Source organism: Acinetobacter sp. AM (genome assembly GCF_003105055.1).
GTDB classification, from domain to species: domain Bacteria; phylum Pseudomonadota; class Gammaproteobacteria; order Pseudomonadales; family Moraxellaceae; genus Acinetobacter; species Acinetobacter tibetensis.
Genome location: NZ_QETG01000020.1, coordinates 48,940 through 71,443, shown reverse-complemented (window position 1 = coordinate 71,443; position 22,504 = coordinate 48,940). Strand labels below are relative to the sequence as shown.

At 36.8% G+C, this 22,504-nt stretch carries 15 protein-coding genes and 1 pseudogene; 4 read left to right on the top strand and 12 right to left on the bottom strand.

Annotated features, from left to right (window positions below; translation table 11 throughout):
* The 4 genes from DCO44_RS11785 to DCO44_RS11770 all read right to left on the bottom strand — a co-directional run.
* On the bottom strand, positions 1 to 1,671 hold a 1,671-nt coding region (locus DCO44_RS11785; RefSeq protein WP_133243159.1), incomplete at its 3' end, for a BapA/Bap/LapF family prefix-like domain-containing protein.
* Positions 1,672 to 1,713: 42 nt separating this feature from the next.
* Positions 1,714 to 2,565, bottom strand: coding sequence for an OmpA family protein (locus DCO44_RS11780; protein ID WP_044738207.1), 852 nt, complete (start codon positions 2,563 to 2,565; stop codon positions 1,714 to 1,716).
* 191 nt (positions 2,566 to 2,756) lie between these two features.
* Entirely contained in the window at positions 2,757 to 2,939 is a 183-nt protein-coding gene (locus DCO44_RS11775; RefSeq protein WP_116762105.1) for a hypothetical protein, read from the bottom strand.
* A 401-nt stretch (positions 2,940 to 3,340) separates the two neighbouring features.
* The gene (locus tag DCO44_RS11770; protein WP_416224528.1) at positions 3,341 to 4,207 is read right to left on the bottom strand and encodes a DUF6502 family protein; all 867 of its coding nucleotides are present in this window, start codon (positions 4,205 to 4,207) and stop codon (positions 3,341 to 3,343) included.
* Between the two features lie 485 nt (positions 4,208 to 4,692).
* Here DCO44_RS11770 and DCO44_RS11765 point away from each other — a divergent pair.
* Positions 4,693 to 5,262: pseudogene (locus DCO44_RS11765) on the top strand (Fic family protein); the annotation flags it as partial.
* 135 nt (positions 5,263 to 5,397) lie between these two features.
* On the opposite strand, the gene DCO44_RS11760 reads toward DCO44_RS11765, so the two are convergent.
* On the bottom strand, positions 5,398 to 6,225 hold the full coding sequence (locus DCO44_RS11760; protein ID WP_116762103.1) for a hypothetical protein: 828 nt from the start codon (positions 6,223 to 6,225) through the stop codon (positions 5,398 to 5,400).
* A gap of 279 nt (positions 6,226 to 6,504) precedes the next feature.
* Between DCO44_RS11760 and DCO44_RS11755 the strand changes: the two genes are divergently transcribed.
* On the top strand, positions 6,505 to 7,374 hold the full coding sequence (locus DCO44_RS11755) for an IS982 family transposase (protein WP_116762101.1): 870 nt from the start codon (positions 6,505 to 6,507) through the stop codon (positions 7,372 to 7,374).
* A gap of 27 nt (positions 7,375 to 7,401) precedes the next feature.
* Here the strand turns inward: DCO44_RS11755 and DCO44_RS11750 are convergent, their stop codons facing one another.
* Positions 7,402 to 8,877: a PLP-dependent aminotransferase family protein gene (locus DCO44_RS11750; protein ID WP_116762099.1), complete on the bottom strand. Its 1,476-nt coding sequence runs from the start codon at positions 8,875 to 8,877 to the stop codon at positions 7,402 to 7,404.
* Between the two features lie 105 nt (positions 8,878 to 8,982).
* Here DCO44_RS11750 and DCO44_RS11745 point away from each other — a divergent pair, with 105 nt between their 5' ends.
* Positions 8,983 to 10,206 (top strand): benzoate/H(+) symporter BenE family transporter, encoded by a 1,224-nt coding sequence (locus tag DCO44_RS11745; protein WP_116762097.1) that lies wholly within the window; start codon positions 8,983 to 8,985, stop codon positions 10,204 to 10,206.
* Positions 10,207 to 10,374: 168 nt separating this feature from the next.
* Positions 10,375 to 10,827: a GNAT family N-acetyltransferase gene (locus tag DCO44_RS11740; protein WP_116762095.1), complete on the top strand. Its 453-nt coding sequence runs from the start codon at positions 10,375 to 10,377 to the stop codon at positions 10,825 to 10,827.
* Between the two features lie 476 nt (positions 10,828 to 11,303).
* Here DCO44_RS11740 and DCO44_RS11735 read toward each other — a convergent pair whose 3' ends face one another.
* The 6 genes from DCO44_RS11735 to DCO44_RS11700 all read right to left on the bottom strand — a co-directional run bounded on the left by DCO44_RS11735 (position 11,304) and on the right by DCO44_RS11700 (position 22,424).
* On the bottom strand, positions 11,304 to 14,018 hold the full coding sequence (locus DCO44_RS11735; RefSeq protein ID WP_116762093.1) for a TnsA endonuclease N-terminal domain-containing protein: 2,715 nt from the start codon (positions 14,016 to 14,018) through the stop codon (positions 11,304 to 11,306).
* A complete protein-coding gene (locus tag DCO44_RS11730; protein WP_116762091.1) occupies positions 14,011 to 15,951 on the bottom strand; it encodes a site-specific DNA-methyltransferase in 1,941 nt (646 codons plus the stop codon). Before DCO44_RS11730 ends, DCO44_RS11735 begins: the two co-directional genes overlap by 8 nt.
* A complete protein-coding gene (locus DCO44_RS11725) occupies positions 15,952 to 18,831 on the bottom strand; it encodes an ATP-dependent helicase (protein ID WP_116762089.1) in 2,880 nt (959 codons plus the stop codon).
* Positions 18,832 to 18,937: 106 nt separating this feature from the next.
* Positions 18,938 to 20,779, bottom strand: a complete 1,842-nt coding sequence (locus tag DCO44_RS11720; protein WP_116762087.1) for a DUF262 domain-containing protein — start codon at positions 20,777 to 20,779, stop codon at positions 18,938 to 18,940.
* Positions 20,780 to 21,196: 417 nt separating this feature from the next.
* Entirely contained in the window at positions 21,197 to 21,427 is a 231-nt protein-coding gene (locus DCO44_RS11705; RefSeq protein ID WP_016167128.1) for a helix-turn-helix transcriptional regulator, read from the bottom strand.
* A 67-nt stretch (positions 21,428 to 21,494) separates the two neighbouring features.
* Complete coding sequence (locus tag DCO44_RS11700; protein WP_116762085.1) at positions 21,495 to 22,424, bottom strand: hydrolase or metal-binding protein; 930 nt, start codon at positions 22,422 to 22,424, stop codon at positions 21,495 to 21,497.
* Positions 22,425 to 22,504 lie beyond the last annotated feature (80 nt).

Genomic DNA, 22,504 nt, shown 5'->3' with positions numbered 1-22,504 from the left:
GACTGGCTTGCCGTTGTTGTCGGTTGATTTCGCCTCTGCTTCAACTGGTGAACCATCAACAATTGCTGCTGGGATATCAACAGTGTATTTACCATCAACCACGGTAGTTTCAACGTCTTCCTTAACTGGATTACCGTCTTTGTCTACACCTTCAATGGTTACAATGACTTTTTCGCCTTCAGGTACGTCTGTCACTGTGCCTGATACTGTGCCTGCTTTCGGATCAATTTCAGCGGTGATTGCACCCGCAACCAGATCAAGACCTTTGTCTTCTGGAGTGCTTGGATCGTTGTCGTTGTTACCTTGTGCGGCAATGTTATCTGTCGCCGGTGGAACGGCTTGACCGTTACGGTCAGTGGTATTGGCAACAACAGTCACACTTGAACCATCAACAATACCATCATCTCGCGTTAAGGCACTGTTGTAGTGACCTGAAGCATCGGTCTGTACGGTCTTGCTCACCGTCACTGGATTGCCATTGGCATCTTTACCTGTGATGGTCAACACAACGTCTGTACCTGGAGCTACGTCTGTCGTAGTACCAGTGATTGCACCCGTTTCAACGATATCAACTGTGATTGTACCCGCAACCAGATCAAGACCTTTGTCTTCTGGAGTGCTTGGATCGTTGTCGTTGTTACCTTGTGCGGCAATGTTATCTGTCGCCGGTGGAACGGCTTGACCGTTACGGTCAGTGGTATTGGCAACAACAGTCACACTTGAACCATCAACAATACCATCATCTCGCGTTAAGGCACTGTTGTAGTGACCTGAAGCATCGGTCTGTACGGTCTTGCTCACCGTCACTGGATTGCCATTGGCATCTTTACCTGTGATGGTCAACACAACGTCTGTACCTGGAGCTACGTCTGTCGTAGTACCAGTGATTGCACCCGTTTCAACGATATCAACTGTGATTGTACTATCAACGCGATCTAAACCACCTTGATCTGGGGTACCTGGATTATTGTCATGATCTGTCTTTTCAAGACTATCCTCTGCTTTTACCGTATTACCATTACGATCAATAACTTCAGATTTTACTTCAAGCTCACCATCTGCAAAGTCTGGCGGCACGTCTGTTGTATAATTCCCATCTTTATCTACCTTAACAGTTTCTTCATGAGTAATTAACTTGCCATCTTTGTCTTGACCCGTAATAGTAATCTTGACCTCAGTTCCTTCAGGTACATTCTCTGTTTTACCTGTAATAGTACCGTTTGTCTCTACTCCAATTTTGTTTGTACCGTTAGGAATGTTCTCTTTTTTATCATCATCATTTGTAGCAGCTATTACACCACCTATGACTCCAGCACCAACTAACCATGGCAAGAGCCCTATGAGCTTACTACCGGCTTCTGGTAATAAAACTTCTAAACCAGGAATATGATTAAAGCCCGAAGCCCCATCAAACCAATAGAGAACACATCCATCTTCTTCAAAAACCAAGTCAGAAGAAACATCGTCATATGTTATGAAAAAACCTTCTATAACAATAGTTTCTCCATTTTTAAGCTTAAGTACTAAATTATTTCCATCGCGTACAAACTCAGCTACATCATCGCGGCTCATTTTAGTATGAACAATAGACGCTTCATTTAAGCTAATATGTGCTGTATCAATCGTTGCTTTATTTAAAGAATCTTTTTCTATTACAATAAACTTAGTCATGCTTCACCTAAAATTATATTTACTTATATTCTAATGATTCAATTACTTAGTAATGCCCGTGATTTCCACACTCACACGACGGTCTGGCTGTAAACAAGTTTTTAGCTCTTCACGTTGTTTCACATCAAAACAACCATTCGTGACGGGTTGGTGTTTACCAGCGCTCTCTGCCGAAATAATATTTCCAGCTACACCGTTTTGAACTAACAAATTCCGTACGGTATTTGCCCGATTTTGACCTAATTGCAAGTTATAACTATCACTACCCAAACGGTCTGTATGACCTGTCAACTTAATCTGGCTCACAGAAACAAAATTATTTGAAATTTGAGAAGCTACGTTTAAAACTTCTTGGCGACCTTTCGGAAGTAAGTCATTTAAAGAAGAACCGTTAAATTTAAATAAAGTGTCAGCAGCTAAATCTAGAGTTAATGTTTTTTCAGTGATGCTTTTAGCTGCTTTTGCTGGAGTTTTACAAACCAGAGGAGTTCCATTATTTGAAATAAATGGTTTTCCAACATTGTCTACCGACAACACAAACTCATTACTACTTAACTGACCAACAGCCAAATCGACATCACAACTTTGACATGATGCTTCTGTACAATTCTTAACCTTAAAATTATAAGATTCTGATTTTAATTGGTAATTAGCTGAATTATTTATATAAAAATTTCCGGCTTTGACGCTATCTATATAAAACTCAATTGGGCAGTTTTGAGACTTCTCCGTATCTTCAGCACATAACACCCCGTCTCTTTTTACAATTACCGTTTGATTATTTTCTGCTTTTTTATCTTGAAAACGTAAATCTGATGGATGTGTATAGTGATTTGATACACAAGCCGTTAACCCCAGCGATATCGAAGTTATCCATAATGAAAATTTGTACATTAACAACCCTCCACAACACCTAAACAATGAACATAAGAATTCTTAAATTATGTGAAACAACTCACACTATTGTCGTTTTTAACATATTTTAATTAAAAAATGTGCAAATTGCACATTTTTTTTATCGCATATTAGTTTCTTGATATTATTATTTTAGAAATTCTTAATAATTGAAATCAAACGTTACGCTATTAAAGTTTTTGACTCTTAGAGGAATCACCAGTTAATGCGGATTTTTCTGGTTTTTGGTCTTTATCCGTTTCTGTTCCTGTTCCCGTTCCTGTTCCCCCTAATCCAGCACCACCACCTGAGAGTTTAAATGATTGTTTTTTTTTCAAAAAGACTAGGAATTTATAGATTTTTAAACTCAACATTTTTCCCCCACTCAGGGCACTTAAAGCAGTTGAACCACTTTTAATGCTATAGCTTTAATTATAAAATGTGCATTTTACACATTTTATAATAAACAACAAACAAGCTTATTCCGATTGTTAAATAAGTAAATGTTATAAAAAGTAAAATTATCGATTTGAGAATTTATGTGCCGTAGCTTAGAAGCTCATCTATTTCATATTTTTAAGGTGATAAAGTGCAGTATTTTATTTTTATACAGATAAGAAACTTATGAATAAATTGGAATAAAAAGTCAGGTATGTATATCAAGCCCAAGAGGTTCCTGAATCAAAACAATACAGGCTCTCAATAAGTTATTGATATTAAAATATAAATTTAGAAAGAATAACCTTTATAGCTTAAATAATTTATGTGCATTATTTTAAAACTTATTAATCGAAGAATCTTTTTCATCATATTGGTAAATACCAACCCGAAATCGATGATTTGCGTTTAATCTTCCTTCATCTATTTTGCAACGCTGAATAGCTTCCGCTAGTATAGATTTAGAAAACTTTTCCCATAATTCAGCAGTTTTTTCTTTGAGGTAATCAATAGATTCCTCAGATAATTCATTTGCAAAAAGAGCTTGTTCTAAAAAAAGATTATTATGTTGTGTTAAGTTATTCACCCCCGCTGCAATATGATCCGCCACATTTTCAGCAAAAATTTGTTTGGTTGCATTCGCTTCTGGTATAGGTGTAAAACTTTCTTGATGTAAAATCACATTTCCATTCGCCTCGCTTACTAAGCCAAGCCTTTTCAATTCTGACAAAATTGAACGTGGATGTTTCTCAGTAGATATTTGTCTAACTAAATACTCGAAACTATTTTCAGCACCTACAATACTCAATACTTTAGGTAACTTTTTATATACCCACAAGCCAATTACCCGAGCAGGAACACTTATAGGTAACGTATCAGTAAAGCTTTGAATAACTCTATGGTACCCACCGTTTTCTATACGAAAACTGCTCACATCACGTCTATTTAGCCCAGCTAACAAACTAATAGATGAGTCCGTTTTTTTTTGATCTAAAAAATCAAGTTCTTTTATTGATTCATTATAGAAAAGTACCCGTAAAGAAGCAGAAAATTCTGCATGGCCCACACCTGATTTCACCAACCAATGAACAAGCTCAGACATAACTTTAAGAGAATACTCTAAAGTTGACTCTGTATTCTGTGGCAAATAACCAGCTAATTTAGTTTCGTCTAAATTATGGTCTTCAAAGGCATTTTTTGTCATATACCACTATTTATTTACAAACAATTAAACATGAAAATCAAAATGATGATAACAAAACCGTCCCTGAGTAGAAAATAATTTTAATATTTTCATTATTAAACATTGACTTAGTTCACATTTCTATGTAAATAAGACGTATTTATAATATAATTTTATTCCAATTAGTCTAAGAACCTATGTTTTTTTTCATCGCATGTCTTTTATGGTGACTTTTCACTAACTCAAACTATACACGCCACCATACATAGCAACAAGCTATAAGCTCATTGATATACAGGCATAAAAAAGGCTTAAACCCATACAGTTTAAGCCTTTCCACTTTATATCACTTTAAAATCTTGTTCAAATCCTATGTTCGGATTTGAAATGGCGTACTAATCTTAACACGTATAATCCCAGCATAAAATCGATATGTTATAACACACCTTTCTTGTATTTCTTTTTTTTCATGTATCATTCAATAGTACGACTTCAAAGATAAGGGTATGTTTGAAAATATTGATGCTTTAAAGAAAAAATTAGATCAGCATCGCCCTCTTTCTCCCACGATTGTCAAAAATCTACAAGAGGACCTTATTGTCCGTTGGATATATCACTCGAATGCAATTGAAGGCAATAGAAACAAAAGTCGTTTTGGAAGGCATAACTGTTGGTGGTAAAGCATTACGAGAACATTTCGAAGCAATCAACCATAGAAACGCAATTTACTATGTTGAAGACATTATCCGTAAAGATGAACCTTTTCCAGAATGGCAAATTCGAAATATTCATCAACTCATTCTAAAAAATATTGATGATGAGAATGCTGGTCGTTATCGCCAGCAAAACGTACTGATTTCAGGTTCTACAACCACCCCACTCACTATACGTTACTCAATGACAAAATGGCTCAGCGAGTCGATTGGTACAACTCAGAGGCACATACGCTTCATCCCATTGAACGTGCGGCTAAAGTGCATGCAGATTTTGTAGGCATTCATCCATTCATTGATGGTAATGGACGCATATCACGTCTATTGATGAACCTCCGCTATGGCAAACTAAAGCAGAACTACGAAAATTCAGTTGCGTTAGCTCGTATATTGATTTGGCTACCATTATGAATGGTCAACAGACCCTATTTAAAAAGTCAACTTAGAGATCATTAGAATAAAATAATCTCTAAGAATCTCATATCTTCTGAAATTTAACTAAAGTTCATCACCTAAGCCAAATCCACCAAAAATAGGACTATCATCAGACCCATTTTGTGATGAGTCATCAGTATTGGAGTTTTGTGATCCAGTATTAACACTTGCTGTTCCTGAATCTTTATCAGATGGAGCACCATCCATTGACGATGGATATGGGTCTACAACCAACTGTGTACTTAATGTTTCACACTGATTTCGTTGTAATGAATCTGAATAAAAAGCGGTTGAATATTCTGCATGATAACTTGCCGTCCATGTCTGTAAAATATTCGGTAAATTAAAAGCATAATAATATGTTCTTTCCTCATTAGGCTGATATACATTTACCGTTTCGTCATTGAGACAATAATCGCTTTGTGTCATTTTTACTGTTTTACTACCACTTAGCTGAAAAGCAGCCTTACAACTATCTATATATTCATAGACTCGTGTTGGTAGTGTATTTTTTATAGTCACTCGTAATTTAAATTTGATTGGCGGTAAGGTTTTGCTATTCATCCCAAACAAATCTTGCCTATCACCAGCAAAAACAGGAGTTTCGTTATAGTGTTCTATAAACTGTATCGTTCTTTCAACTCCATAACAGTTTTGCACCACAGGATCTGGATAAGCAACAGCATATTCTGCATCATCTTCCATTTTATCTGGTTCAACATCTGGTCGAGGATTTGGAGTGGGGTTTGGAGTTCCGATCGGAATTCCACTACCAGTCCCAGTTCCACCCAGACTCACTCCAACACTAACATTTCCATTTTCATCTACGCATCCTGATAAAGCTAAAGTACCCATGAGGATAAGGTGGAATCTTAATTGTGATTGCAACATAAAATTAACTCATATTTACTTTAGATTAATCAAAATCCATACAGAACCATAAACCACTTTTTTAGTCTTAACAAACCCGTAAATCGTAAAAGGGAGCATTCATTTTCAATATATTAGTGATGATTAGAAAAAGCCCTTTTACCGTTTATAAAAGATTATCTCAACTATTTTTCCACTTAGCTATAAGTAACCCGAATCGCGGATAAGAAATTAACTTGAAAAACAGGAGGACTAGAGCCATCAGTTGAGTACCACACCAAACTTACAACTCTAGTCCGGATGTTCGATAGTACCGAATTATTCTGCGTAATTGATGATTTCTTTCTTAAATTTGAATCAATCTACTGGAAATTTCTAAAACAGAACTTTCAATGCCCAAGACGTCGACCTGCTCAGCTCAGTATTTCTGAAATTATATTTATTGCTGTTTGGTACAAGTGCTCTCATTTCAATAATTTCAAAGCATTCTTTACATCATTAAAACTGGACAAAAACCATTTATTTAAACAGCTTCCTTATTATCAACGCATGATTCATCTGATCAATGCCCATCAACTAGCTTTACATGCCTTGCATTTCGCTTTGATGAAAGATCAGCAAAGTTCTTATTTATGTATCGATTCAACGACATTAGCTGTCTGTAAAAATCAGCGAATCCAACGGCATAAATCCCTAGCAGCAATTGCAACCCGTGGTAAAAGTTCTATGGGTTGGTTCTTTGGTTGTAAGCTGCATGTGCTTATGAATCAGTCTGGTGAAATGTTCAGTACAGCTTTATCAAATGGGCATACAGCAGATATTAAAATGGTTGAACAGTTAGTCAAAGGAATGACTGCCAAATTATATGCTGATCGTGGCTATATTAGTCAAGAATTAAAGAGCACATTAAGAGTACAAGGTACTGATTTAATTACTTATCACCGAAAGAATATGAAATCTATACAATTATCAAAAGCAGATGAACACCATCTGAAACAACGCAATAAAATAGAAACTTTATTCAGCTTGCTGAAAGGGACGTACAATTTAGTGACAACTAGAGCTAGAAGTGTTGCAGGCTATTTAGCTGGTATTTATGCATCTTTATGTGCTTATCAAATATGTCATCAAAATAAGCCGATGATTCAGGTTGTGGAAATATCGGCTTAAGCAGGATTCAGGATAATTACCACAAAACTAATACAGAGATTGCGCAAGTTTTTTAATATTTGCTTGTATTTCATCAGGAGTATGCGCTGCATAACCAAACAGCACGGCGGGTCTTTGGGATGCGACTTGACAATATCTGGATAAAGGCTGTACAGCTAAACCCACTTTTTCACATTCAATAAGAAATTCTTTTTCAGTCCAACCGTTCTTAAGCCAACATACCAAATGAATTCCTGAATCGGTAGGCTGTACAATTAGTACATCTGAAAGATAGGTTTCAATTGCTACAATTAAAGCTTGTTGACGTTCGTAACAGACTTTACGCACTTTACGCACATGCCGTGCATAATGACCATCTTTAATAAATGCAGCCAGTGCCACTTGTTCCAGATAGGAACTACGCGTGTCGGTATAATATTTTGCCAGACTAAAAACCTCAATTAAGGCTTCAGGAACGACCATAAACCCAAGTCGGAATTCAGGAAACATCATCTTAGAAAATGTGCCTGCATAAATCACGCGTTGCTGTTCATCTAAACCTTGTAATGCTTGTATTGGGTGTGTTCCATAACGAAATTCGCTGTTGTAGTCGTCTTCAAAGATCCATTTTTGATGTTGGGTAGCCCAGTCCAATAAAGCAAATCGGCGAGCAAGGCTCAGGGTGTCACCAAGTGGAAATTGATGTGAGGGAGCTGTGTAAATGAGTTTGCTTGCAGCATGGTCATGAATAATTTCTTCAACCCTCATCCCCTCCTCATCACTAGTAATAGGGTTTACTATGGCACCAAAACTACGGAATATATTTAAGGCTGCGTCATAACCCGGCTCATCTAAACACACTTGGTCATTTGGCTGTAACAGTGCATAGGCAGCCAAATGAATTGCCTGTTGTGTTCCATTCACAATTAGAATTTGCTCTTCCTGACAGTTTAATCCTCGTGTTGACTTAACATAATGACAAATTGCCTGACGTAAAGGCAGATAGCCTCGGGGATCATGAAATTGGCCTAATTGATAATAAGATTGTCGCCATGCACGCCCTAATAATTTGCCCCAAAGTTCATGGGGAAATAAATCGACACAGCCTACACCCACATGAAATATTTTCTTCTCTTGACTTGATAATGTCTGCTTATTCCAATGACGCAACAAATTGGTGAAATGTGGATTAATGTTGATGCTTTGCGTAGGTTGAGATTTTGTCTGGGTTATATCGTTTTGAATTTGAATTAATTGGTCTGGAATGACAGCAGCAACATAAGTTCCTGAACTTGGTTTAGTGACTAAATAGCCTTCATCGAGCAAACGGTCTAATCCCGCCAATACAGAATTACGGGAAATGGACATCATTTCTGCCAAATTGCGACTTGAGGGCAGTTTTGTCCCCCCAGATAGACGGCCTTCTAAAATTGCGTCTCGTAAAACACAATATAAACCATCTTTTATGGGTTGCCCTTTAGGCAAAATTAAATGTGGAAAATAAGCAGAAGATGACGTTGTCATAGTGAACTGGTACTTCTAAAAACACCCAAACTGTATCTTATGACAATACCATGATTAAAAATACACTCAACGCTTTCATGGTTAAAGTTTTCAGAGGTTGGGGTTATGTCGGTTCGACTCGCAGTTTTTCACCGTTATTCCAAGGATTTACTCCCTCCTATTTTGGCAGGATTAATTTCGGTAATTGTCAATTATGGAAGTACATTCATTTTAATCTTCCAAGCAGCACAAATGGCAGGACTTAGCCCAGAGCTTACAGCTTCATGGGTATGGTCAATTTCTATTGGTGTTGGTATCACTGGAATATTATTAAGTTGGTACACTCGAGAACCCATCATTACGGCATGGTCTACTCCTGCTGCTGCATTTCTCATTACTGCTCTTACAACTATTCCCTATGCTGAAGCGATTGGCGCATATTTACTTTCTGCCTTAGCCTTCGTAATTTTAGGAGTTACTGGTTATTTTGAAAAACTGATTCGTCTCATTCCTGTAAGTATTGCATCAGGTTTGTTGGCAGGGATTTTATTACAATTTGGTATTACTGCGTTTACCAACACCATAATCGACCCACTTCTGACCCTATCATTATTTCTGATTTATCTGGTTGTTAAACGTTTTTCTGCACGATATGCCATCGTTAGTGTTTTAGTTTTTGGTTTTATTTTTTTAATCTTTCAGTCTCGAATTGATTTTGCAGGACTTGAATTGAAATTAGCCTCACCGATTCTTACTGCTCCTGATTTTTCCATCAATTCCACATTAAGTATTGCCGTGCCTTTATTTTTAATCACATTAACAGGGCAATATATGCCAGGTTTATTGGTCTTAAAAAATGATGGATTTAAAACCAATGCCAAACCCATTCTTATTGTCACAGGTTTAGGTTCTTTCATTATGGCACCCTTTGGCGCTCACGCATTTAATCTTGCAGCAATTACCGCTGCAATCTGTACAGGTAAGGAATCTCATGAAGATCCATCTAAACGCTGGATAGCAGGAATTGCCGCGGGGATATTTTATATTTTGGTTGGGATTTTTGGCGTCACACTGGCTGCAATATTCACAGCATTTCCAATAACTTTTATTAGTACGCTGGCAGGTCTTGCCTTGTTAGGCACTATTACTGGAAGTCTAACCAATGCTATGAGTGATGGTGAAAGCCGTGAAGCAGCTTTAATTACCTTTCTTGCCAGTGCTGCCAATATTACATTATTTGGGATTGGCGGAGCATTTTGGGGATTGGTTTTAGGCTTAATCGCTTATTTTGTCTTGAATGGAAAATTTAAACGATTTGTTTCGGATAATTTTATAAAAAACGGTGAATGATTAGAAATCTTCAATATTCTGTTGGAAGTATTTTCTTCACGGCGTCTTGTATAAAAAACTTAAACTGGTACTGTAAAAAATACGAAAACCGTATCTTAAAACAGTACCATATCAAGATTATGCTTTACCCATCAATTTTTAATCACCAAAAATGATGGGAACATCACTATGCAAAAGCAAAATATTCAAGTAACACCAGCACAGTGTCAAGACTACCAACACTGGCTACCATATTGGCTTGCCTATCAGGAATTTTATAAAGTTAATTTATCGAATGAAGTCACACAAACCACATGGCACCGCTTTTTTGATGACGCTGAACCTGTGTACTGTGCTGTTGCCAAAGAAGGCGACAAAGTTTTAGGCTTTGTCCATTATGTGATTCACCGCTCAACTTGGGCAGAAACAGACTATTGTTATTTAGAGGACTTATATGTATCGCCTGAAGCACGTGGACAACACGTCGGGAAACGTTTAATAGAATATGTCCAAAAGCAAGCGCGTACGCAAAAGTGTGATCGTTTATATTGGCATACTCAAGAGACAAACCAGACTGCTCAGAAACTTTATAACTGGATCGCTGAAAAACCTGGAATTATTGAGTATCGTATGCCTTTATAATTAGGTTATGTAGCAAAGCCAAAGTCCACAAGATTTTGGCTTTGATATTTATCAACTTACAATTCAGTCAGACTTTGTTTGCACAAAGCTGTCCTTAAATGCTTTTTCAGCAATATAACTTCCAAATGAAGAAGCCCATACCTGAGAATTTTAAAAATAAGCATTTGTTTTTTAATAAGTGAATAGCCACCAAAATTTTAGACACATATAGCCATCTTTTGGACTGCCACCACTCTCCTAGACAAATTTAGTCTATTCTTTTTGCATAGGAGAGAACCTTATGGGTGGACAACGATATATACCAGAATCTAAAGATGAAGCGGCTTAATTAGTTTTCTTGAAAAGATGGAGATGGTGTCAGTTTAACTAAGTATTTAAATATCTATATTATATTATTTTTTAAAAACTGAGTTACCCAAATTTACCCTGATAAAATAAAAGAGACTGTAGCTAAGCTACAGTCTCTTTTATTACCTTTAATTTAGAAGATTTCCAGCTTTCTCTGCAACTGTTCCCCCTACTATCAAATGCTGATAAATATGAGCTACAGCATCTGTACCTTTAATCATTCGATATTCAATATCACTCATACTTGCATATTCCTTTGCTGCCTTAGCCTTAGCTAACACGGTAGGGTCTTCATATTGATGGTCACCCTTCACCTCCACAATAACGTATTGGCCATTTTTCAATTTAACCAAGAAGTCAGGATAGTAATTTCTAAGCGCATAAGAATCAGGATCAATATATTGGAAGTAGAACTCCGTTTTTGATTTATCAGTAAACATACCCGTAAAGTAAATCTTCTCTACACCTTCATCCTTTAATAAATCCCAAAACAAAGCATATTCAGGATTGGAGTCAAATGTATAGATATCGAGGTTAAAACTTTTATCTCTCAATTCTGGCTGAGTCGTTGTATATAGCGCTGTGCCACCTTTACCTTCTGATATTTCATAGAAAGACAAGTCACCCACTTCAGGAGGTATAATCAGCTGTACCTCTTTTTCAATCGTCTCTTTCTCAACTTCTGTATCGTAAATAGCATTGAATAGTCTTGGAACCACAACGTCGTATAACAATTCATTGAACACATTTACACAGTCTAGAATTTGCTCCAAACCTTCTTTAGTCTGCTCAAGCATTCTTTCAATACGAATCGGGCTAATATTCAAGTAACGTGATATTTGAGCTACCAATGTTAAGGCTGAATACTCAACTTTTTCTTTTTCACTGGTTCGGTCCGTCGTCTTACTATACTGCGCCGAATTAAAATCCCTCGCTTCAAGATTTGTCGTTGTTACTTGAATAATCTTGTAGGATTTTGTGAGTTCATTCCAAGCGTCAACATTCGTTGGGTCAAGCTCAAGCGCAGTACCCTTCACAAACTCTTTCTCTTTTAATTTAATAGTCTGCTTGACGTGCTTCAGTTTGATTTTGACATCTTCTCGAACCTGAACATTGAGTATATTCTTGGTCTTCGGCTGAGGATCGTTAAACTCCGAAGCTGTCATTCGGAAGTTAGCTCGTAATTCGGCATCAAGAATGTCGTAGTTCTCTTTGCTTAAATAAATAGACCCCATATATTGCTTATTACCTATTGAACGTAGACAACGCATTGTTGCTTGCAATACAAAGACTTTTGACTTTGGTGAGCGATACATTGCTACGCCAAATAAAGATCGACAGTTCCAACCTTCTCTGCCTTTGTTCACAAGCAAAATAAACTGCTTTTCCGATCCTTCTGTACCAAACACATCTAGGTTATTAAAATTACGAATATCATCCGAAGTAGTATGTTTTGCATCACCTACATTGACTAGAATCTTCTCAGAGGAAATCCCATGCTCAGCCAACTGGCGCTCAAGTTCTGGTTTTAATTCTTCTGTAAGTTCTTCAATGGACGAAGCAAAGAAAGCAAGTTTAGGCAAAAGCCCCTCTGGCTTGATATCTTTTGTCGCTTCCAAGAAATCTTTAACAGCAATTTTAACAAAATCTTCAGTACGGGTTGTCGTATAAGAATGAACCGCTGGACTTTTCAGGTAATATTCCTGAATCGCATTTTTTAAGTTAAATGCGTAAACAACTTCAGGAAGTACATCCTTTCCTACATACGGTGTACCTGTGTAGTTGAAACAGGCCACAACTCGTGTACCTGCCTCATTCAAATTTTTAGCAAGTTCATCAATCGTTCGACGTAAGCTATTATCCGTCTTCGTCGTTCCACCCATCATGTCTTTCTTCAATGCTTGGCCAAAAGAATGATGTGCTTCATCTACGAAAATACCAAGCTGAGGCAGACGTGATAATTTCTCAAAACGTTGGTTCGTTTTAAGATCATCTTCATTGGCTGGTAGACCTAGATCACCGTATAAGTCAGCAAACTCTCCATAATCGGGTTGGTTATTTTCAAATAACTGCTGAGCTGCTGACTTCTCAGCATGCTGACGCCTAAGAATAATTTTTTGTGTATTCGACACGATCAAATTAAATTTTGATCCATCCATAGTGCTGAGGGACGTACCTGCCTCATCTAAGAAATGGAACTTTAGGTTTGCATCAAAAATACCTACATATTCTTTAGGAACAACTCTAGATATATCAAAAGATTCAATTTCTCGCAGCGACTGTAAAACAGTTTTATCTGGAGCAAAGATCAAAGCGTTATGGCAGTACTTCTCATCCTTTGGCCATTTGTTTGCCAATAGGAATTCGTAGAAAATACATGTCGCCATAAGTAAGGTTTTACCCGTCCCCATAGTTAAAGCAAAAATGTAGTTAGGATAGCTTCTACTGTTATCCTTCATTTTTTTTAAAACGGCTTGATAGTTTTTAAGTTCAATGACATCACCAAGCAATAAACTGCCCTGTAATGAATCATCCTCACCAAAACCTGTCGCTTTTCTATTTTCGAATTGGTTTTTTGAATCGTACCAATCTTCGAAAATTTGTTCGACTTTTGCGTTATTCAGAAACTCCTTTAAAAATACATAAGTTTCCAATGCTTCAAACTGCGGTCTACGTAAAAATGCATCTTGACGATTATTTGGATCATTATAATCGAGGAATTTTTTACTGAGTTCACGATAACTTTTTCTGATCGCTCCCTTATTTTCTTCGTAAAATGCCCATAGATAATTAAAGAATGCAAAATCTAAAGCAGCAGAAGAGGTTTGTTTAGACTTAGCCATTAGCCAACTCCTCAGCGGTTAAATCTCGTTCTAACGACTCAGAAAGAAGGTCAGTAATTTTGATTCGAATCGTTCCCGCATCTTTAGGAATGTAATAACTACGTTGTACAAGTTCATTCTTAGCTGGGATGTCCGTGAGTGCTGGTTGGAATACAGCGCCATCATAGTTCCAATCAATCATGATACTTTCAACCATTTCTCGCCAATCAGAAACGGTATCCTTGGTTTGAGATAGCTTTTGCAGTAAATTCATCGGATAGAACTTATCTACGATGAGTTTCCCTTCTTCAACTTTAAATAACGCTTCTGAGTCACGTTTAAATTGAAGATCAGAGCGATCACGCAGAATATCAACAACTTCGACATCAAGTTTATAGCCAATCTCATGCTGAACAAATGCGGCCAAGTCTGGCTCATGCCCCATACAGATTAAAGTAATTTTTTCGACAGGTTGATTTGGCTTTTCTTCTTTACGTTTTTCAAAAGCTTTGTAATCTACGCCGTGAATTAGATCTGCCACGTCTGCTTTAGTGGCAATATGATTGACTGGCATAAGCTTAACCATACGGCCATCTTTTTCACCATCGTAAACACTGTTAGGTATTGGCTGAATATCCAAAGCTTGAATGAGTAATTCTTTTGCTTGAACAGGATTACGGAATACATCATAGTGATTGACGTTATAAACCTCAAAATTCATATATTTGTTATATTTATCTGATCTACCATTCAGTTCTTTGAAAATATTTAACAATCTTTTAGTAGTAATCTGAACTGCACCTAAATTAATATCTGCACCAATAAAACGTCTACCAAGTTTCATAGCCACAGCTTGTGTAGTTCCTGACCCCATAAAACAGTCAAAAACAATGCTTTCAGGATTTGAAGATGTCTTGATAATCCTTTCTAATAATGCTTCGGGTTTTTGAGTTGGGTATGATAGTCGCTCATTAATAGAAGCCCCCATTCCTGCAAGACTATTAATATCATCCCATACATCTTGTACAGGCCTGCCAGGCATTTCATCCAAGAATCTTTTGTATTTTGGTACAGTTCCTGACGCAGTTTGAACGATTCGACCTTCTGCAATCAGTGCTTCCATTTTTTGCTTACTGTATCTCCAGTATCTTGAAACTCCCATTACCTCATAGAATGGGTTACCTTTTGAAGCTCCACCTGGTCCTTGAATATTATCCAACCAATACCTTCTTCCAGTAACTTCATCAATAAACTTATAATATTTATTAATATATTCTTCTGAATAAGGAGTGTACTGTTGATTAAAAATTACTGCTTCCGTCTTCTTATAATGTAATAAATATTCATGTAATCGACCTAAGTGTTTTGAACCTTGTTTCGAGTCACTATGAGCATGTCCTCTTTTCCATACTATCTGATTAATAAAATTATCTGCGCCAAAAACTTCATCCATGATAGATCTTACGTAGTGATTTTTATGCCAGTCACACTGAACATAAACTGATCCTTCTTTTGATAATAATTCTTTAATTAAAATTAATCTGTCATAGAGAAACTGTAAATATCCATCGTTATGCCAAATATCAGTATATTGCTTTTCTTCAAATGCACTCTGATCATTTTCAGCATTAGCTGATTTCAATGTAATTTTTTTCTTATAATCGGCTTTAGAGTCAAATGGTGGATCAATATAAATCAAATCTACTTTGCCACGAAACTCTCGTAACAAATGTGACATCACCTGAAGGTTATCTCCCCAAAAAATCTTATTTAACCAACCATTGACCGATTCACCATGCTGTTCTTTTAATTGTGCTGGGTAATAACGAGTTGAAGTAAAAGGTCGCTTACCTTTCCAATTCAACATCGGATAGCCTTTAATTGGCTCGAACTTAAATACACCTTCTTGAGAGTTTTCTTCAGGCAAATCTAAAGTAATATTTTCAGTCGTCATTTAAAGACTTTCCTTCACAAAATTCCAATTCTTACGGTCGCAGTAAAAGCGCATGTCACAGTTAGGGCAAAGCTTATCAGGTCTACAACTCATCCCATAATCTTTAGATTCAATACGAGCTACAACTTGATCAAACTGTTTTACTGTTTTCTCAATTTGATCTGTTTTCTTTTCAAAACTAACATACGGAGATCCATCTGATTCACCCGTATAGTACAAGTGCATCCGACTTACAACCTGACCTGTCTTTTCTTCTAATAAATGTGCATAGAGTTGAAGCTGACGCTGATAAGTTTCCAATCTAGATTTTTCTTTTTCTAAATCTGGCTTACGTTCAGATTTAAAATCAATAATCTCAACAGTTCCATCTTCTCCTCGAATCAGATCAATACTCCCTTTTAGAATGTACCGATCCTTCACCAAGGAAATTTCAACTTCAGCTTCCTGCAATCGATGCAAATGTTGCTTTTCACGATCGTAGTAATTCAGTACATGTTTCTCAATAGCCTTAATCGTACTCGGCGCCAAGAACTGTCGTTCTTTTTTAGACAGATAAATATAGTTTGTATTCAACCAGCTTTGAATTTGCTCATGCGTAACCAAATGGCTTTCATTACGCAAAACTGCTTTATGAATATCTTCAATCGTTTGATGTACGAGCGTACCGAAAATCTGAGCACCCGCACGAACAGGGTGAAACTCTAATTCTTTAAAAAATCGATATTGCTCAGGACATCCTTCAAATAAAAGAATATGAGAGGTGAACGCATACTCTCTCTTTAAATTCATCTCCTTCACCTGAGCAAACTTAATTTTAGAAAGATCTAACTCGGGATGTTTCCAACTCACCAAGCCATCAACCACTGATCTAAAATATTTCGATGGCGAACTACCTGCACCTTTTTTTATTTCCGCTGAAAGTACTAATAAATTTTGAGCACGTGAAAATGCTGTGTAATACAAACGCCAAAAATCAAAGTTCTTGATCAGATCGAATGGCTCATAAGGTGGCTTACTGAAATAATTATTTTCGAGTATTTCATCAAGATGATCATGACTCTTTCTAGGAACACCTTCCAAGCTACATGTCACCACAACTGGATATTCCAATCCTTTAGATTGGTGAATCGTCAGGAATGATACACAACCAATCGGTGCAAATTCAGAGTCATCTTCATACTCGCCAATCCCTCCATCCTTCAAGAATCTGAAATACTGGTTAAACAAATCTGTTAAGTATTTATCTATAAACTCTTTAGAAATGATCGTCACATAATGCAGATGCTCGAACTTCGCCAACAATGATGAAAACTTTGATAAGTTACGTGCCGCACGCCCCTTATCTAGACCATTTAAAGCTTCATCTGAGAAATATCGGCTAAACAACGGAAATTGTAAGGCTTGATAAAATAAAGCGGTAAAGCCATAGTCAGTGTTTTCAACTAACTGATGGTGTGTTCTCGCACGCTCTTGTGCCCACTTCAATAGATCTTGGTTTTCTACCTTTTTGAGTTCTTCCGAGATGAAAGGAATACACTGCTGATCGTAATAGTCCCAGATAGCTAGTTTTAGATTGTCAGTCCACTTACGGATTGCAAAATATTGAGGGAACAAAAAGATGAATAGACCAATAATCAGTTTAATCTCTTCACGGTCAAAAAATTGGTTCGAACGCGGTGAATAAACTGGAATACCCTTTTCTTCTAAATAATTTGCAAGTCCTACTGCACGATCACTTTGTACTGAACGAAATAAAAGTGCGACCTGATTCCAATCTTCTAGCCCATCATTTTTCAAAGACAATAGAAATTGGTAGTTTTCCTCATACCACTCTTCACGACCTTCAGCTGTCACTTTAATTACAGAAGGCACTTCTGGAAAATCATCCTCACGTGCTCGAATGTTCTTATCATAGCGGTATCGGTTTACGCCTGTTCCCCATTCCAATCTCTGCATCCATTGGCCAAAGAAATTCACGATATCAGGATGAGATCGATAGTTGGTGGTCAGTTGAATCTGCTTACACTTGCCTGAGTCAAAGTTTTTAGGAAACTCTAAAATATTTCGAATCGTCGCACCACGGAAACGATAAAGACCTTGGTCATCATCACCAACCACACAAAGGTTCTGTGCATCTCCCATGAGTAATTTTAGAATTTTTTCCTGAATAGTATTCGTATCTTGATATTCATCCACCATCAGATACTTCAGTTTAGATTGAAGCTCTTGCAATACTTCAGGCTGATTTTCTAAAAGCTTCAAGGTCTCATATTGGATAGTAGCGAAATCTAAAGCATTATTTTCTTCAAGCAATTCATGATATTTTTTCAAGCAATAGCCTAGAATAGAAACTTGTATATCTCTCGCTTCTATCAACTCGTCAGTAGTCAAGGCCTCCTCTGTGACCTTATTTAATAGACCAAGCAACTGATTTGCCTGATTCCATCTTGATTGCTCTTCTTTGATGAGCAAGTGAAAATTTTCAAGCTCGGCAAACTCTTTCATCTTTTTGTAGAGTAAGAATTGCTGATCAAACTGATCATACAAAGTAAAGCTACGCTTAAGACGGGTATATTGTTGGTTCTCTTCTAATATTCTTAAGCAAATTGAGTGAAATGTACCCAAGTACATTTCATTAAGATTGAGATCAATCTTAAGTTCTAAAAGTCTATTTGAAATACGTGTTGTTAATTCTCTTGCCGCCTTTTCAGTAAAGGTAACAACAAGAATTGATTCAGGTTGAACCCCTTTCACTTGAATGAGCTTCACAATACGCTCAACTAGGGTAAATGTCTTACCTGAACCAGGACCAGCGATAATTAGTACTGGCCCATCTAGCGTGTTAAGAGCTTCTTGTTGAGCTTTGTTAATGTTGGACATTTTCCCTCATCTTGCTTTTAAGGCATTCTTATTTATATTTTCATAGCTTTATAAGACCATCTTGAATGGCCTTATATAAAGTATCTGGCTAATCTAATCGCTATAATCATGCTACTTCTGATTCCTCAATCATCTCCTGAGCCTCATCTTCTACAAGATTATCCTGAGGTTGATAATATGTTTTAGGATTCCAAGTACCCTCAATAAACTCAATAAGTACTTTTTGACGTTTTTGAATTGACTCTATTGTCCAATAAAACACTTCTTCCTTTTTAAGAGCATACTTAGTTAACTCTCCTTGACTAAGGAATGTAGAGTTCGTACTAAGGGCTTCTAACTTGTCAGAAAAATCATAACAGCCTTTAGAAGAGTTAGCTGAAATAGAATCAATCACTAAATTTCCAATTCTGTGAGTCGCAACTTCGTAAAAGTGTTTAGGTTCACCCTCATCCCACTCAACTACCATTTCACTGATAGGATTTTTTCTTGCTGCAATATGCTCTAAACTCAATTTAGTCGCATTATCTTTAGGCTTTAAGTAGTGCTTCCAAGAAAGATGCTCCACTTTACGACCCGTTTGTGAGCGTAAATAGTTTTCATAACGCCAAAGAATATACGTAGCATCAATACGGTTTTGATTATAAAAAGTAGGGCTTTCTATACTATTACTAAATCGATTTTCCATATCCCACCACGAGGACATCGAGAATAATAAATCTTGCAATTCTATATAGTCACCATCGAAATCTCTTGCCTTAGCATAGAGTGTTGATAAGCCAGCATCTGAGCGAATACCACTCAAAGCATATCCTCTCACTGCAAACACTTCCATAAGACGCGTAGCTAAACAAAATTGATCTTTCATAGCTGTTTTATCCAACACAAATGTTTTAATCACAAGTGGCCAGAATACTGCCATCTTTTTGACCATCAGCAGGTGTGTAAATTCAGTATAGGTATCAAGACTATTAAATAGTTTTGTGAAAACTTTGTATGTTTCTTCAAGGTTCGATACAAACTCTATTACCCAATCTTGAATGAGTTCAGGCTCCATCTTTTGAATAATTTTTTTGACTAATTCTTTAGGGTGTCGCCATTCATCTGAGTGCCAATTCAAATAGCTTACGGCATGATATGAAAGAATTGAGTCTTCATTCGGAATAAGCTTATTTTCCAACTGCGTTTCAATGTGGCGATAAATGTTAGAAAAATGGGTTTGTACTACAGACAGACTATCATTGGGATTTTTAGCATGCAGATATACTAAATGCATTAGATAGCTTTTAAGCGCTTCTAAATCAGTTAAACGTTTACCTCTATCATTTTGTAGTTCAAAAATAAGCGTTGCATCTGCTGAATCCTGTACCGAATAGACCATTACTTTTGCATTGATTAAAACTTTGAGCAACCTGATCCATTCACCTGCTTCTACTTCATTTGTAAAATAGTCATAAGCATCTTTTAATCTTCTAGATGAAGGGGAGCTTTCTGTGATAGCCCCTTTAGTCGTTCTCAGAATAGCCGTTCTAAAAAACGAATTGTCCTCTTGAATTGTATTGAATTTATGAACTTCTTCATCATCATCAAAGATAAAGTTTCTATATAGCGATTTAATTTTCAATGATGGATCATCAATAAATTCTTTATTGTTTTCTAAAAAATTTAAGGCAGCGGCAATAAAAATTACTGAAGTTGTCAATCGTTGTTGACCATCAACTACATGAATGTTTTTATCATTATTGAGTGGATCAACTTGATGAAGTAACAGCGTTCCTAAAAAATAACTCTTATCTTTATTACGTTCTGTAGCAAACGCCTGTTGTCTTAGGTCATCTAAGTAAGTGGGTAATTGCTTATCTTTTTCCCAAGCATAGGCTCTCTGATACTGAGGTATACTAAACACAGAAATTTTAAAAATATTTTGCAATGTATGGATGGTATTTTCCATTATGATTTTGCTCGTTCAAATACAAAGTTTTAAGTAATAAAGATTTATTATACAGCCCAATAACTTCAATAATGTCTTTAAAATTTATGAATAAAAATTTACCATATCTTAAATTAATATTTTGTATTCCCTTAACTTTTCCAAAATAAAAAGTTGTTTTTCACCGAATGGATATAAGCCTACTCTACCACACCATACGACCGCTCTTTGTCTGTCAGGAACCCAAGCACAGAAACTCGCTCTACAATAACTCTGCTAGAAAGGGTTGATAAAGTGTATATCTACATGTAACGTAGCTTGACTAAATTCTTCTGCATATTGATTATAATAATCTATTGTTTTCATATTTTAGGCTTAGGCTAAAGACTAAGATCAGTCTACTAAAAAACAAAAAACAAGGGAGCGAAAGCTCCCTTCCTATTCACGGCTAGCCAACTTACTTTCAATCCATTGATTAATCTCGTAAGCTGACCAGCCGATACGGTTTTGAGTAATTTTTACTTTTTTGGGAAAAGTCGGATCATAGTAGGGGGAATATTCATCCATCATCTCATATATTGTCGATCTACCTACACCGACAAATTTAATGACTTCTTTTATACTAATAAGTTGATTCATTTGAAAAGTTTGTCCAACAAACGCATTCATGAAATTTACTCCAAATCAATAATGCGAGCGTTACTGCTCAAATAATCAGGAGGTCTGTAAAAATTAACTAATTCACTACCCTCACACTCCCCTGTAACCCTTTCTGTATTTCCTGTACAAATCCATCATCTTGATTGAGCTTAGCTTTAATTTTGGCTTTCGAATCAATAGGCTGTTGCTCAGCTTCAGAGGATTTTTCTACGAAAAACTCCTCCACCAAATCCAACCCTTCCTCCGCATTCACCTCAAACTGTGCATTCGCATAACCCTGCCGAGCTACCTGATCTAAAGCCACTTGATTAAAACCACACAATTTACTTTTCTGGTCAATCTCCTTAGCGGTTAGAATCTCTTCTTGTAAATGAACGCCATCCCGTAGCGTTAAATCCACGTAATACACAAGCGTACGATAGCTTTGTGTGGTGCTTTTACCTCTTAAAGTGAGTTGCAATGGCAAACATGACAACAAACCGTTGGATGCAGCATGGTAGTAAGACAATCGAGCAGCCAAAGTTCGAATACTGTTAAAGCCTGTAGTTCTAAAGATGAATGTGCCAAGTTCATCTGACTCATCCAAATTCACATACAAACGCCCATACGCTTTACACAGTCCACCTTGCGCCAATGGACAGAGATCAGGCGATGGGCATGGATGATGTTCTACCCCTTGATTGGTCAGTCGTTGGCAAGTTTCACCATTACCCACACAGACATGGCGTCCTGTCTGACGATCAAATAAACTGTACTCTGCTCGTAGATTGAGTTCAGGATCATTAAAGATCATACGGACTGGGATTGAACGGAGCTTTTGATTCGGTGCTTTGGCTCGAAGTTGTTCATCCAGTGGATGTTTCACCCAACCCTCTTTATTTTGGATTTGACTGGTAATAGTAAATTGATCGTCTTTTTCAGGGATACGCTTACCATTCTTTTCCACCATCTTACCGATACTGATTCGCCCTAAAATAGGCGGTGTGATGGCTAAGCCTTTGATCATGGTGATTTCCTCTTCTGTTTAAATGAGTTTCGGTATTTGCTTAAAATGAAATTGCTATAAAAAAATCCCATGTGCTGAGG

What these genes read in the sequence shown, in the direction of transcription:
- DCO44_RS11705 (WP_016167128.1), bottom strand. Translation starts at nt 21,427, where the DNA reads ATGAATGCGTTTGTTGGACAAACTTTTCAAATGAATCAACTTATTAGT.
- DCO44_RS11740 (WP_116762095.1), top strand. Translation starts at nt 10,375, where the DNA reads ATGCAAAAGCAAAATATTCAAGTAACACCAGCACAGTGTCAAGACTAC.
- DCO44_RS11760 (WP_116762103.1), bottom strand. Translation starts at nt 6,225, where the DNA reads ATGTTGCAATCACAATTAAGATTCCACCTTATCCTCATGGGTACTTTA.
- DCO44_RS11720 (WP_116762087.1), bottom strand. Translation starts at nt 20,779, where the DNA reads ATGGAAAATACCATCCATACATTGCAAAATATTTTTAAAATTTCTGTG.
- DCO44_RS11780 (WP_044738207.1), bottom strand. Translation starts at nt 2,565, where the DNA reads ATGTACAAATTTTCATTATGGATAACTTCGATATCGCTGGGGTTAACG.
- DCO44_RS11745 (WP_116762097.1), top strand. Translation starts at nt 8,983, where the DNA reads ATGTCGGTTCGACTCGCAGTTTTTCACCGTTATTCCAAGGATTTACTC.
- DCO44_RS11775 (WP_116762105.1), bottom strand. Translation starts at nt 2,939, where the DNA reads ATGTTGAGTTTAAAAATCTATAAATTCCTAGTCTTTTTGAAAAAAAAA.
- DCO44_RS11735 (WP_116762093.1), bottom strand. Translation starts at nt 14,018, where the DNA reads ATGGCTAAGTCTAAACAAACCTCTTCTGCTGCTTTAGATTTTGCATTC.
- DCO44_RS11725 (WP_116762089.1), bottom strand. Translation starts at nt 18,831, where the DNA reads ATGTCCAACATTAACAAAGCTCAACAAGAAGCTCTTAACACGCTAGAT.
- DCO44_RS11750 (WP_116762099.1), bottom strand. Translation starts at nt 8,877, where the DNA reads ATGACAACGTCATCTTCTGCTTATTTTCCACATTTAATTTTGCCTAAA.
- DCO44_RS11770 (WP_416224528.1), bottom strand. Translation starts at nt 4,207, where the DNA reads ATGACAAAAAATGCCTTTGAAGACCATAATTTAGACGAAACTAAATTA.
- DCO44_RS11700 (WP_116762085.1), bottom strand. Translation starts at nt 22,424, where the DNA reads ATGATCAAAGGCTTAGCCATCACACCGCCTATTTTAGGGCGAATCAGT.
- DCO44_RS11730 (WP_116762091.1), bottom strand. Translation starts at nt 15,951, where the DNA reads ATGACGACTGAAAATATTACTTTAGATTTGCCTGAAGAAAACTCTCAA.
- DCO44_RS11755 (WP_116762101.1), top strand. Translation starts at nt 6,505, where the DNA reads ATGTTCGATAGTACCGAATTATTCTGCGTAATTGATGATTTCTTTCTT.